The sequence below is a fragment of the Binatus sp. (SeqCode) genome (genome assembly GCF_035272065.1).
Lineage (GTDB): Bacteria > Desulfobacterota > Binatia > Binatales > Binataceae > Binatus.
The window spans coordinates 1-12,196 of the sequence record NZ_DATEQZ010000030.1; the positions used below are offsets into that span (position 1 = coordinate 1).

15 protein-coding genes are annotated in these 12,196 nt (G+C 60.5%); 7 read left to right on the forward strand and 8 right to left on the reverse strand.

What is annotated here, in order from left to right; translation table 11 throughout:
• A partial coding sequence (locus tag VJX68_RS04945; RefSeq protein WP_324094549.1) for an IMP dehydrogenase occupies positions 1-233 on the reverse strand: 233 nt, incomplete at its 3' end.
• Positions 234-1,091: 858 nt separating this feature from the next.
• On the opposite strand from VJX68_RS04945, the gene VJX68_RS04950 reads away from it, so the two are divergent.
• Complete coding sequence (locus tag VJX68_RS04950) at positions 1,092-1,316, forward strand: hypothetical protein (protein ID WP_324094550.1); 225 nt, start codon at positions 1,092-1,094, stop codon at positions 1,314-1,316.
• Positions 1,317-1,337: 21 nt separating this feature from the next.
• On the forward strand, positions 1,338-1,742 hold the full coding sequence (locus VJX68_RS04955) for a DUF3427 domain-containing protein (protein WP_324094551.1): 405 nt from the start codon (positions 1,338-1,340) through the stop codon (positions 1,740-1,742).
• 346 nt (positions 1,743-2,088) lie between these two features.
• Here the strand turns inward: VJX68_RS04955 and VJX68_RS04960 are convergent, their stop codons facing one another.
• Genes VJX68_RS04960 through VJX68_RS04970 form a run of 3 tightly spaced genes read right to left on the reverse strand, consistent with a single transcriptional unit; the run spans position 2,089 to position 5,013 of the window.
• Entirely contained in the window at positions 2,089-2,877 is a 789-nt protein-coding gene (locus VJX68_RS04960; protein ID WP_324094552.1) for an enoyl-CoA hydratase, read from the reverse strand.
• A 30-nt stretch (positions 2,878-2,907) separates the two neighbouring features.
• Complete coding sequence (locus VJX68_RS04965; RefSeq protein ID WP_324094553.1) at positions 2,908-3,738, reverse strand: alpha/beta hydrolase; 831 nt, start codon at positions 3,736-3,738, stop codon at positions 2,908-2,910.
• Between the two features lie 12 nt (positions 3,739-3,750).
• Entirely contained in the window at positions 3,751-5,013 is a 1,263-nt protein-coding gene (locus VJX68_RS04970) for an NAD(P)/FAD-dependent oxidoreductase (protein ID WP_324094554.1), read from the reverse strand.
• A gap of 558 nt (positions 5,014-5,571) precedes the next feature.
• Between VJX68_RS04970 and VJX68_RS04975 the strand changes: the two genes are divergently transcribed.
• Positions 5,572-5,907: an FtsB family cell division protein gene (locus VJX68_RS04975; protein ID WP_324094555.1), complete on the forward strand. Its 336-nt coding sequence runs from the start codon at positions 5,572-5,574 to the stop codon at positions 5,905-5,907.
• Here VJX68_RS04975 and VJX68_RS04980 read toward each other — a convergent pair.
• A complete protein-coding gene (locus VJX68_RS04980) occupies positions 5,904-7,238 on the reverse strand; it encodes an acetyl-CoA hydrolase/transferase family protein (protein ID WP_324094556.1) in 1,335 nt (444 codons plus the stop codon). The genes VJX68_RS04975 and VJX68_RS04980 overlap by 4 nt on opposite strands.
• 164 nt (positions 7,239-7,402) lie before the next feature.
• Here VJX68_RS04980 and VJX68_RS04985 point away from each other — a divergent pair, with 164 nt between their 5' ends.
• Positions 7,403-7,831: a CopD family protein gene (locus VJX68_RS04985; RefSeq protein ID WP_324094557.1), complete on the forward strand. Its 429-nt coding sequence runs from the start codon at positions 7,403-7,405 to the stop codon at positions 7,829-7,831.
• Between the two features lie 21 nt (positions 7,832-7,852).
• On the opposite strand, the gene gloB is transcribed toward VJX68_RS04985, so the two are convergent.
• The 3 genes from gloB to VJX68_RS05000 are packed head-to-tail and all read right to left on the reverse strand — an operon-like array spanning position 7,853 to position 10,226.
• Entirely contained in the window at positions 7,853-8,629 is a 777-nt protein-coding gene (gloB, locus tag VJX68_RS04990) for a hydroxyacylglutathione hydrolase (RefSeq protein ID WP_324094558.1), read from the reverse strand.
• Between the two features lie 17 nt (positions 8,630-8,646).
• On the reverse strand, positions 8,647-9,420 hold the full coding sequence (locus VJX68_RS04995) for an enoyl-ACP reductase FabI (protein WP_324094559.1): 774 nt from the start codon (positions 9,418-9,420) through the stop codon (positions 8,647-8,649).
• Between the two features lie 32 nt (positions 9,421-9,452).
• Positions 9,453-10,226 carry an MBL fold metallo-hydrolase gene (locus tag VJX68_RS05000; protein ID WP_324094560.1) on the reverse strand — a complete coding sequence of 258 codons (774 nt, stop codon included), beginning with the start codon at positions 10,224-10,226 and terminating at the stop codon, positions 9,453-9,455.
• A gap of 57 nt (positions 10,227-10,283) precedes the next feature.
• Between VJX68_RS05000 and VJX68_RS05005 the strand changes: the two genes are divergently transcribed.
• From VJX68_RS05005 to VJX68_RS05015, 3 genes are all read left to right on the forward strand, one after another.
• Positions 10,284-11,234 (forward strand): LLM class flavin-dependent oxidoreductase, encoded by a 951-nt coding sequence (locus tag VJX68_RS05005; RefSeq protein WP_324094561.1) that lies wholly within the window; start codon positions 10,284-10,286, stop codon positions 11,232-11,234.
• Positions 11,206-11,805, forward strand: a complete 600-nt coding sequence (locus tag VJX68_RS05010) for a hypothetical protein (protein ID WP_324094562.1) — start codon at positions 11,206-11,208, stop codon at positions 11,803-11,805. Before VJX68_RS05005 ends, VJX68_RS05010 begins: the two co-directional genes overlap by 29 nt.
• On the forward strand, positions 11,802-12,196 hold a 395-nt coding region (locus tag VJX68_RS05015), incomplete at its 3' end, for a hypothetical protein (protein WP_324094563.1). The genes VJX68_RS05010 and VJX68_RS05015, both read left to right, overlap by 4 nt.

Consider the following 12,196-nt stretch of genomic DNA (forward strand, 5'->3'; position numbering starts at 1 on the left):
TCGATCGAAAGATTACGATGGATAAATCCAATGCCGCCCATCTGCGCGATCGCGATCGCGGTGCGCGATTCGGTGACGGTATCCATCGGGCTCGACACGAGCGGGATACGCAGGCGGATCTTGGGCGTGAGCGCAGTCGAGACGTCGCAATTCGCCGGCAACAAATCGGAAGATTGCGGCAGCAGAAGAACGTCGTCGAAGGTAAGTGCTTCGCGGAGTTCCTGATGCGCCATAAAAATGACCCTCCTTGGGTAAAAAAAGAGCCCGCGGTTTTCCGCGGGCTCAAGTCGGCCTTCAGTTTTTGTACGCAGTCCGTTTAATCAGATGCGCCATGTCCAAAATTAACAAACCCCAAGCCCCCGATCAATACGGTCCTCCTGCGCAACTCATCCTGTCATTCAGAGCCGCCGCGGCGAAGAATCCCGGAGCCCTCGTCCTTCTCCTGTATCTTCCCCTCTCCCTGCAAGGGAGAGGAGGTAGGATGGAATTCATTCCGTCAGGTTAGGATGTCGCGTTCCGCGCCACCTACTATCCGCCTCGGCCGCTTAGTTGCGGAGAGGCCCCGCCGAAGGCGCGGGCGGCGAGGGTGGTCGCGCGCGATTCAAGATTCCGCTTCTGTCTGAACGAGTCCGACCGAGGAGCAACATACGCTGACGCGCCTTTTTTGTGTCATCCTGACGAAGCGAGCAACGCGAGCGGATGGAAGGATCTCGGACAGCGGCGCGTAAGCGTCGCCGGTTCCGGTTCTGAAATCGCGCAGCGGTCCTTTGCCAATTTCCTCTCTCTGTCAGGGAGAGTCCGCGCCTCCAGCGCGGGTGAGGGTCAACATTCCGAAATGCCCGAGATGCGCCCGCCGCACTTCCAATTCTCACGCATCCAGGCCAGGTTTGAGACTCGCGCAATCAGACAATTCAACGCGGAGGAAGTTGATGAGCTCATCAGATAACGCTCCAAGGAAATTTACAATCGAAGGCTCCGGCCGAATGCTGGAGGCTCTCGCCCAAGCAATCGAACTCGCACTCCGCGCCGCGCGCTCGACACCTCAGAGGAGAGGTGCTGGGAGTATCGCTCAAGGCTCGGTTGCCATCGAGGTGGAAGCAACGAACTACGACCACGACGATCTTCGATACGTCATCACAAGCGTCGACGACGCCGTCAGCACCATCGCGGGATGGGCCGAGGCGAAACGCTGCGACGAATGCGAAGATCTGGTGGCCTTGCTTTTCGACGATGCATACCTGGAAACTCGAAAGGGAGAAGGCGTCATCTGTTGCCAATGCTACCGCCGAATCGAAGACGGTGAAGAAGAACCCTAGTACGTCGCAAGGGAAGGATTGATGAATCTGAAGTCCGCGTCGGAGAAGCTAAAAGTTGGCGAAATTTATTCCCGAAAATCGCTCCGAGAGATTTTCCCTACCTCGGACGCGACCCTGAACACTGGAGTTTTCAGACCAAAGAACTATTCCTCGATATGGCTCTTCGTCACGCGCAAAAAAGCACCGAATCAGCCCAAGTACGTCGACTACTTAGCTGGCAAGACACTGCACTGGCAGGGGCAGACATCAGGCAAAAGCGATCTCATGATAGTTGAACACAAATCCCGCGATTTGGAGCTGCTTCTTTTCTATCGAGAAGAGCCCAAGCAATACGCAGATTCGGGATTTCGCTATCTTGGTCCGGTCGAGTACGTAACTCACAACCCCGGACATCCCAGCAGCTTTACTCTTCGGCTTAAGGCGTAACTTCTCAGGCACTTCCGGAACTCAATCGGCGCGCTTCACTTGCCTGCCAGACTGTTTGCGCTTTTCCAGTAAGGCGCCAACTCCTTCCTGCGCGTCCATCGCAATCACTTCAAAATCTAGCCGCGAGTTCAGGGATGAACTGTTCAGCCTGCCCGCGCCGCCCCTTACCTGTTACGATCCGCTACGGACACTCTCATGATCACATCGACTATCCTCTCGGCGCGACCTACCGACCGACAGGTCGCTACATCGGTCCGAAAACACACTTTTGACGGAACGAAGCTACCCTTGGTGGTATCTCCATCTCTGAACCACTACAGATGGTATGAATTGCCTATTCCGCCCCTCACTTACCGCACCAAACTGGCTTCCGCTTCTCCAGAAACGCGCCGATTCCTTCCTGCGCGTCTATCGCCATCGCGTTTTGGCTCATTACTTCCTTTGTGTACTCGTAGGCCTTCGCCCTATCCAGATCTATCTGCTCGTAGAACGCGCGCTTGCCGATTCCGATGATTAGCGGGCTTGCCTCTACTATCTGCATCGCGAGCTTGCGCGTCTCTGCGACCAGCTCCGCGTCGGGGACCACTCTGTTCGCGAGTCCCCACTCGGCTGCGGTGCGGGCTTTGACCGGCTGGCCCGTCAGCAGCATTTCCATCGCATGCTTTCGGCCAACGGCGCGCGTCAGCGCCACCATCGGCGTCGAGCAGAACAGACCGATCCTCACGCCCGGCGTCGCGAAGCTCGCGCTCTCGCCCGCGACTACCAGATCGCAGGTCGCCGCAAGCTGGCATCCCGCTGCCGTCGCGATCGCATGCACGCGCGCAATCACCGGCTGCGGAATCGCTTGAATCGTCAGCATCAACTGCGCGCACAGGTCGAACTCATAGCGGTAGAATGCGAGGTCGCGCCCCTTCAGCTCGCCGAGGTCGTGACCGGCCGAGAACGCCGGGCCGTTGCCCGCGATTATTACCGCGCGCGCATCGCTGCGTTTGCCGATCGCGACAAGCGCGTCGTTCAGCTCCGTCATCATCGCGGTCGAGAGCGCGTTGCGCTTCTCGGGCCGGTTCATCGTGAGCGTGACCAGCCCGCCTTCTTCTTCGACGATCAAATTCTTTTGCGCAGTTTCATTTGCCATCGCTTTCACCTGCCTTCGAGTCTTACTCTCTCACTCGCGCGGCTCGTTTTTCCATTCTTCGGGATAGAGCAGCAGCAAATCCTGGCCGAGCGCGCGCACGAGGAATCGCTGCGTCTCATTGATCGCACGTTCGAGCGCCCGCCCGCCAATCAGCCAATGCCCACGGCCGGGAATCTTCGCCAGCTTCGCGCCGATCGACTCCGCAAATTTTGTCGTCTCTTGCAGCGGAGCAAAGATGTCCGAGTCGCCCGCGACGACGAGACGCGGCGCGGCTTTGTCCGCTGCTGCAAAGTCGATTGCGCCAGTACTTACGTCGGTCGCCAGCGCGCCCGAATCAGGCACCATCGCATTTATGAGGCCGTCTCGAGTGAACGGATCGGAATCCGCGATCAACTCGAACAGTACTCTGCCGCGCGGCGGCTTAATCGATCTGCCGAGCATCGTCGCGAGCCGATTCGCGACTCCGCCGACCAGCGGAGTGCTGAATCCCGGCACCAGCGGCGCGTACGCGACAGCGGCCTTCACCCGGCGATGCTCGCTCAATTTGAGCGCGACCAATCCGCCGACGCCGTGACCGAGCACTACCGCGTCGCGGCCAATTCCGTCGAGCGCCTCGCCCGCCAGCGCGGCGAGATCGTTGAAGCGAAGCTTCTCCAGCGCAGGCGTCGATCCTTTGCCGAATGCGGCGCGCAGATTCGGCACGAATACTTCCCATCCGATCGACGCGAGGTAGCCGAGCACGAGCGCAAGATGCCGCGGCGTCGTGAACAGTTCGGGGATCAGCATGATCGGCCACGCGAACTTGACCGGCTCGGGCAGCTCGCGTTGTGCGCGGATGCGGCCGAGTTCGACGTCGTCCACTGGTCCGCCGGATTACGCGGCGCGCGACGCCGTAGCCATCAGGCGCGCGAATCGGAACGACGGAAACGCCGCGCGCGGCGTCAGCATCTGCGCGAACCTGATCATCTCGTCCGCCGCCCATTGCTCGCGGCTGGCCGCGCGATGCGCGAAGCGGCTGCCCTGGTCGAGGCCGAGTTCCTGCGAGGCGCGAACGCTCGCCCTGTAGTAGGGCATCAGCTCCGCGTCGCGGCGAGTCGTGAATTCAGCGAGCCTCGCCACTGGAATCGAATTGCCGCGGCCGGAGGAGTACCACTCGTGCGCAAGATCGCCGACGATCCACGCGCTCATCAGCGCCATCGAATGTCCCTGGCCGAACAGCGGATCGACGTGCAGGCCCGCATCGCCGAGGAGAAGAGCGCCGTCAGTGACCGGATCGCAATACGTGTTGTTGAGCAGGCCCGAAGAAAACACTTTGCCCACCATCGTCGCGCCTTCGAGCATCTTGCCAACCGCGACCGAGCGGTTCAGGTAGCGGCGCAGATTGGATGCGAGGCCGGTGCGGAAAGTTTGCATCTCGGCGGCGTCGAACGCGGTCGCGGCGACGGTGAGTCCGTTCTCGCATCGACAAACCAGGTTGCCCGCGCCGGGTGCGGATTCGAATTCCGTGACCACTTCGTCGCCGAGGTTTTTCCGCGCGACGCCTTCGAAGTACGCGTAGTAGTATGCGCGCGCGCATGGCACGTCGACGCGTTTGAACGCGTCGATACGCTCCGACGCGATCTGCGCAACCGAGCTGCGCAGGCCGTCAGCGCCGATTGTCAGCGGCGCGCGAAACTCGTACACGCCCGACGCATCCTCGCCGCGGATTCCAAGCACGGCGCCATCTTCGATCAGCAGATCGGTAACTCTGAAGCGCTCGCGAAACGTGACACTGTCGAAACTCCGCGCCGCATCGATCATTGCGGCGTCCATCAACACGCGCCCGAGACACAGTCCGCGATCATCCGCGCCCTCGCGCACCAGCTCGCCGCTGTAGTCGAAGTCCGGACCGATCGAGTGCATCTTCGAGAAGCGGACGCCGCCTGCGCGCTCAAGCATCTCGAGCACGCCCATTCGCTCGAGCACTTTCGCACCGCCGCCCAGCACGATGTGTGTCGAAAGCCGGTCCGACGGGAAACTGTCCTTATCGACGAGCAAGACGCGGCGTCCGTCGCGCGCGAGCAAGATTGCGGCCGCGCTGCCGGCGACACGCGCGCCAACAATTATCGTGTCAAAATTCTTACTGGACTCGGACATAAGGTTCGCGCGAGACTTCGCGGCGATCGAACCCTATCATGTTGAACGCGCGCGCCCGCAAGCAAGCGCACATAAGGAAAGAGCCCCCTCTTTCAAGGGGGCTCTCCCGTGTTGCGAGGTCTTTCGGCCTCGGCTTATTCCAGCAGCAAATCCTGGCAGCCTTAGCCAGCCTTCGGGGTATTAGCCCGAAGGTAAACTCGTTAAGTGGTTACTTCTTTTTGGTCTTTTTGGCAGGCTTCTTTTTTGCCATTTTGCTCTTCCGCATCGGTTTGGACTTGGTGGCCTTTTTGGCCCGTTTCTTCATTCCTGGCATAGGTACCTCCTCTTCCTAGGCTGCTGCTGGACAAGCACCCTTTCTTATAGATGAGGGTTCATCCCTCATCGAGTCGGGCCGATTATAGAAACATGTTATTCTCAAATCAAGGGCCACGGCATGATTTATAAAGAAATTTTAAAGTCGGAAGAGTGCAACCGAACCGGTCTCTTTCGGGTCTTTATAATGACGTTCAAAATTAGATCTCTTGAACTCAGCCCGATGCTTGAATTACGATTGCGCGGATGACGCGTTTAAGCTTCGTGCTCCGCCGCGAGTGGCTCAGCCTAATCTTTGGCGGGGTGCTCGTGATGCTTGTCTTAAGTGCCCTCCTTGGCAGCCTGGGGCCGCGAGACCTCGTTGCCCTCCAGAGCCATCGCGCCGCGCTCGAGGCCCGCCGTAATCAACTGGCAGGGGATAACGCTACGTTCAGAACGAACATTCAGAAACTTCGTTCAGATGACCGCTATATCGAACGCTTGATTCGCCGCGAGCTTGGCTACGCGCGCCCCGACGAACTCGTGTACAAGTTCGGCGGCGACAACGACGCCGACCACAACAGCGACAAACCGGCACGTTAGAAAATTGCACGAGAGATCAGTCTGTACTCGCGAGCCTGACGTTCCAGCTCCTCGCGGAAATCAGGATGCGCGATCGAAATCAGCGCCCGTGCCCGCTCCGGCACTGATTTGCCTTTAAGGTTAACCATTCCGTACTCAGTCACGACGTACATCACGTCGGTGCGCGGCGTCGTCACGATATTGCAGTCGTCGATTCGCGCGACGATTCTGCTCGCGCGCCGCGCATCGCGCTCGAAGGTCGAGGCGAGGCATAGAAACGACTTGCCGTCGCGCGAGGCGTACGCACCGCGCACGAATTGCAGTTGTCCACCGGTGCCGCTTATTTGCCGCACGCCGGCGGACTCGGAGCACGCCTGTCCGGTGAGATCGATTTGCGCAGCGTTGCAGATCGAGATGACGCGATCGTTCTGCATAATGTGATGAGGCAGGTTGGTGTAGTCGACCGGTCCCGCGAAGCACGCGGTGTTGCGATCGAGAAAGTCGTACATCCGCTTCGAACCCGCCGCGAAGGTGTACGTCATCTGGTAGCGATTCGTCGCTTTGTGCGCACCGGTTACTTTCCCGGCCTCGAAAAGCGACACCAGCGAATCGACGAACATTTCGGTGTGGATGCCGAGGTCCTTGATCGGCGCGGCCGCGAGCAGCTCGCAGACCGCGTTGGGCATCGCGCCGATCCCGATCTGCACGCACGCACCGCTGGGAATTTCCGGCGCGATCAGCTCCGCGACTTTCTGATCGACGGCGTTCGCCGCGGGATTCTTCAGCTCCGGCATCCCGGATGCTCCCGCGACGAGCACGAACTCGACGTCATGTATATGCACCGCGTTCTCGATTCCGAAAACGTACGGCACGCTCGCGTCGGTCTCGACGATCACGGTCTTCGCCTTTTCGGTGATCGCCTTGTGATAGGTCACCGATGGGCCGAAGTTGAAATAGCCGTGCACGTCCATCGGCGCCGTCTTCAACACCGCGACATCCACGTCGATGAAGCGGCGATAGTTGTCGGGCGCCTCGCCGAAGTTCATCGGAATATGATGCGCCAGACCGCGATCGTGCATCTTTCTTTCCAGCCCCGAGAAATACCACGACAGGTAAGTGAGATGATGTTCGTCGGGATCCGCCTCGGCCGCCGCGCGCGGACGCATCGCGAGGCATCCGCGGATCTTTACGCGCTCGAGCGTGCGCACCCGCGCGGCCAGCGCGCGATCGAACAGATCCGGCTGCCCGAGGCCAAATCCGTACTCGACCCAATCGCCGGATTTGACTCGGGCCGCCGCATCATCCGCACCGATTTTTTTGCGCTTGAGTTCTCCCTGGTAGGAAGTCGCCATCTGTGCGCCCTCGTGTTGATTCCGCTCGATTCGCTTGACTGCGCGGCTGGCGTAAGATTCTCTTCAACCGGCGCACACCAATCAATGCCAAGTATCGAACCAGTCAGACAAGCCCACCGGGGGCATCGACATGCACGCAATCTGACTCATCTGGGGGAACAAGGATGGACTTTCTTCGCGGCTTCATACTCGCTCTTCACATCTTCGGCGTGATCTTCTGGATGGGCGGACTTTTGATGATCACCAGCCTGCTCGCGCGCGTACCCGAAGAAGTCGGACTGCCCAAGGAACGCTTTCTCGGCGCGGCGCGCGGTTTGTTTGAGTCCACAGTTAACCTTGGAGCCGCGATCAGCATCCTCCTTGGGCTTCTGCTGATCCTCACAGATCCGTCGGTGCTGCAGCACGGATGGCTCCTCGCGAAGCTGCTGCTGGTCGCGATCCTGCTTTTTTACCACGTGCGCTTTTATCGCCGGATCAAGTTCCTGGAGAACAATCCGAGCCAGTCATCGAGCCGCGAGTTTCGCGTCATCCACGGGATGGTGAGCGCGCTGTTGATCGCAATCCTGGTGCTGACGGTGATCAAACCCTTCTAGCAGCGCGTGACGGGGCGCCCGCTAGAAGTGATCCTTGAGTTCGCGGGTCTTGGCGAAAATCGCGATCGGATCATCGGCCATCGACGGGTCGCGCTGTTTCAAATTCGCGCGCAGCTCCGGGCTGTCGGTGCGCAGAAACGGATTGGTCCGCTTCTCCTCGCCGATCGTTGACGGCACCGTGAACTTGTTCTCCGCGCGGGTCTTCATGCTCCACTCGTGCTTCTTCTTCAGCGCGGCGTTCCCCGGCTCCAGTGTCAGCGCAAAGCGCAGATTTTTTTCCGTGTACTCGTGACCGCAATAGACCTGCGTCGAGTCGGGCAGCGCCGCGAGTTTTTTCAGCGACGCGACCATCGTTGACGCCTTGCCCTCGAACACCCGGCCGCATCCGCCGACAAACATCGTGTCGCCAGTGAACACCGCGCCGAAGGTTGGAAAATAATACGCGACGTGCCCGTTGGTATGCGCCGGGATTCCGATCACCCGGCCCTCGAGCGCGCCGATTCGGACTTTGTCGCCGTCCGCCACCGGATTCGTCAGAGCGGGGATCTTCCCGCCTTCCGCACTCGCGCCGTAAATTTTTATTCCCGCGACCTTCGAAGCGATGTCGTTGTTGCCGCCTGAATGATCGCCGTGCCAGTGCGTGGTCAGCACCGCGACGATTTTCGCGCCATGCGATTTCGCCGCCGAGATCACCTTGTCGGCCTCCGCGCAATCGACTACCCCGCATTCCTTGCTGCCATCGTCGATTACCAGGTACGCGTAGTTGTCCGATAGCTGCGGCACTGTGACTATAGCCATCGCGATACTCCTTGCAGCTAGACGCCGACTATATTGTAGCCCACGTCCACGTACAGCGTCTGGCCGGTGACGCCGCTCGAAAAATCGCTTAGCACGGCGGCCGCCATCTTGCCGACTTCCTCGGTTTTCATCGCACGCCGCAGCGGCGAGCGCGCCTCGACCTCGTGCTGCATCGAATGAAAGTCGCGAATGGCAGACGACGACAGCGTGCGCGCGGGCCCGGCGCTGAGCGCGTTTACGCGAATATTCTTCGCGCCCAAGTCCACCGCCAAATAGCGCACGCAGGCTTCCAGAGCCGCCTTCGCCACACCCATCATGTTGTAATTGGGAATCGCACGCACCGCGCCGAGGTAGCTGAGCGTGAGGATCGAGCCGCCGCCGCTCGCCTCCATCAGGGGTTCCGCCGCGCGCGCGAGTGCGACCAGCGAGTAGGCGCTGATCTCGAGCGATTTCTTGAAATTCTCGCGGGTCACCGTCAGAAATCGATCGCGCAGATCCTCGCGCTCCGCAAATGCGACCGCATGCACGAGCAGGTCGAGGCCGTTCCATTTTTTCTTGAGCGCCACGAACACCGACGCGATTTGCGCATCGTCGTTGACGTCGAGCTCGCCGATCACGTCCGCCTCGATTTGCGCCGCCAGCGGACGCACACGCTTCTCCAGGATCTCGCCCTGATAGGTCATCGCGATCTCGGCGCCTTCAGCGGCCAGAGTCTGTGCTATCGACCACGCCAGACTTTTGTCGTTCGCGACGCCGACGATCAGCGCCCGCTTGCCCTGTACTATGCCCATGTAAGTATCCTTATTTAGCGACGGTGCGTGGGCTAGATCTTGATCTTCATGCCGTCATAGCCCATTTCAAGCGCGATCTCATCCTCGCGGCTCAGCACTTCGCGACCGAGATGCGTCAGCACCATCCGCCGGACGTTGAACTTGTCGCGGTTGGCCGCCAGCAGCGGGTAGTTGAGATGAAACTTCAAGTGCACGCTCTCGTAGTAGGTGCATTCGCACAGGAACAGATCGGCGCCGTCGCTGAACTTCACCAGCTCATCGTTCCATCCGCTGTCGCCCGAAAACACGATCGACTTCCCGCCGCCGTCGATCCTGAGCGACAGCGAAATCTCCGGCTTGGTGTGCGGACTGCGAATCGCACTCACCTTGAACCTGCCCAGCCGCGTCGAGCTGCCGGGATCGAGCACCACGAACTTCAGCTTGTGCTGAACTTTGTCGAGCTCGAAATGCGGGAACATCGTGCGCATCAGGATCCAGGTCCGCTCTTCGAGCTTGGCCGGGCCCGCGATGGTCAGCAGCTTTTTGCGGCGCGTCTCCCACATGTAGTCGAGGATCAGAAACGGCAGGCCGCCGAAATGATCACCGTGCAGATGGCTGATCAGCAGCAAATCGAAGCTGTCGGTCGAGACGCCGCTGCCCTTGAGCGCCTGCATTAGGCCGGGCCCGGCTTCCAGCAGGATCCGGCCGCCCGGCGCGTCGATCAGATAGCCTGATTGTGAACGGCCAAAACTCGAGAACGCATCTGCGGTGCCCATCAGAGTCACGGTCACCGGTGCACCGTTTCTTGCCGTAGGATTCTGATTCATCGAGGCGGCCTATGCTATTATCATCTTCGCAAGCGCGCAAACGAGGGTGTTACGGCGATGAAACAGGTAAAAATCGGTGTCGGATTCGGACTTTGGCGGCTCGGGATGCCCCCGGCGGAAACGATTGCGCGGGTCGCCGAGCACGCCGAGGATTGGGGCCTCGATTCCTTCTGGCTCTCCGATCATCTGCTCGCACCTTCGCCCGAACTCGACGTCGTCGCAACGCTATCGTTGCTGGCCTCCCGGACCTCGCGCATGAAACTCGGGCCGAGCGTGCTGCTGCTCAACCTGCGCCACCCCCTGATGGTTGCGAAGTCGTTCGCGTCGCTCGACTACCTGTCGAACGGCCGGATGGTGATGGCGGTCGGCACCGGCGCGAATCTGGCTGACTACGCCGCGTGCGGAATTCCACTCGAGGGACGCGGCAAGCGCCTCGACGAAGGGATCGAGGTGCTGCGCACGGTCTGGCGCGAGCGCGTCGCCAGCTATCACGGACGCTTCTTCAACTTCGACAGCGTCACCATCGAGCCGCGTCCGGCCGCGCGCACTAACAACGATTTCGGCACGATGGATATCTGGGTCGGCGGCCGCTCCGATGCGGCGCTGAAACGCGCGGCGCGCCTGGCCGACGGTTTCTTCGCGTCGTTCCAGACTCCCGGCGAATTCGGCGCGAGCATGGCGAAGATTCGCGACTATGCGGCCGGCTACGGGCGCGCCAACGCGCACATCGAATCGGGACTCATCCTGCTCTGCCGCATCTCGTCGTCACGCGAGCGCGCACTCGAGGAAATGCGCCCGATGCTGTCCGCGATGGGCCGCGGCGCGGAGGCCTACCTCGAGCGCACCGCGTACGGCTCTCCCAACGACGTGATCGCGCGCCTCGGCGAATACGTTGCGAAGGGTCTCGACAAGTTTGTACTGTGGCCAATCGCGGAACCCGACGCGTGGCCGAAGCAAATCGAACTGGTCGGCCGCGAAATTGCCTCGCATTACGCAAGCGCCCGATAAATTCGCGCGAACCGTCGCCGCGTTCGCATTGGTGCTCGCCACTTTTGCGGGATGCGCAAAGTCGCCGCCGGTCGTTGCGCCGCCGAGCATCTATGCCAGCGCCGAGGATGTCGAGCTCAACTTTCGCGGCCGCACTTTCGTCCTCGGTGACAACAATCAAATCGCCGAAGTGCGCCCGCTCGATTGGCGCAAGGACAAGTTCCTCAAGCTGCCGTTCTGGTTCGGCGTCAACATCCTCGTGCCGGGAGTGATGGCGCCGAAGGAGGGCGACTTCTACGTCATCAGCGAGGCGACGCTCGAAAAGCCGCTGGACACGCTTGGGGGCGGCGAATGGATGATCGAAGCGGGCAGCTCGCTGGTGAAACAGGAGACGGTGTTCGTCACGACGCGCACGCAATACATGACACCCGGAAAGATTCTGCCGACCATCGTGCAATACATTGGCAAGCGCGAATTTAAGCGTGCCGACGGCAAGCCCGTGCAAATCCCGGTGCTGCGCGAGGTATCGCTGCCGATGAAGTGGACGCTCGGCGGCCATATCCCGGCAGAGTACGCGAGATACCGAACATGATTCGCCGCAAAGCGATCATCGTCGCAATCGCGCTAACGCTCATCTCGGTTGTCGGCGGATGCACTCCCGACAAGGCGCTCGACTTCGGACCGACCGGCGAAATCACCACGCCGCCAGAGGATCAGTTGAGCCGCGACATCATGCGCGATTTCGCCAGCCGCGATTTCATCCTCGCCAACAATGATCACGAGGCGCACGTCAGCCTCACCGACTGGAAGCCCGGCCGCCGCATCATCATGCCGTACTGGCTCGGCGTGAATCCGCTCTACCCCGGATTCCTGCGCCCGACCGTCGGACATCTATACGTGATAAGCCAATCGACGCTGGTCCGCCCGCTCGCGAACAACGAGTACCTGATTCGCGCCGGCTCAAAACTCTTCAAGAGCGACAC

Bases quoted from the DNA above. Each gene is read 5' to 3' on its own strand.
- VJX68_RS04975 (WP_324094555.1), top strand. From the start codon at position 5,572: ATGACGCGTTTAAGCTTCGTGCTCCGCCGCGAGTGGCTCAGCCTAATC.
- VJX68_RS04995 (WP_324094559.1), bottom strand. From the start codon at position 9,420: ATGGGCATAGTACAGGGCAAGCGGGCGCTGATCGTCGGCGTCGCGAAC.
- VJX68_RS05005 (WP_324094561.1), top strand. From the start codon at position 10,284: ATGAAACAGGTAAAAATCGGTGTCGGATTCGGACTTTGGCGGCTCGGG.
- VJX68_RS04960 (WP_324094552.1), bottom strand. From the start codon at position 2,877: ATGGCAAATGAAACTGCGCAAAAGAATTTGATCGTCGAAGAAGAAGGC.
- VJX68_RS04980 (WP_324094556.1), bottom strand. From the start codon at position 7,238: ATGGCGACTTCCTACCAGGGAGAACTCAAGCGCAAAAAAATCGGTGCG.
- gloB (WP_324094558.1), bottom strand. From the start codon at position 8,629: ATGGCTATAGTCACAGTGCCGCAGCTATCGGACAACTACGCGTACCTG.
- VJX68_RS04985 (WP_324094557.1), top strand. From the start codon at position 7,403: ATGGACTTTCTTCGCGGCTTCATACTCGCTCTTCACATCTTCGGCGTG.
- VJX68_RS05000 (WP_324094560.1), bottom strand. From the start codon at position 10,226: ATGAATCAGAATCCTACGGCAAGAAACGGTGCACCGGTGACCGTGACT.
- VJX68_RS04970 (WP_324094554.1), bottom strand. From the start codon at position 5,013: ATGTCCGAGTCCAGTAAGAATTTTGACACGATAATTGTTGGCGCGCGT.
- VJX68_RS04955 (WP_324094551.1), top strand. From the start codon at position 1,338: ATGAATCTGAAGTCCGCGTCGGAGAAGCTAAAAGTTGGCGAAATTTAT.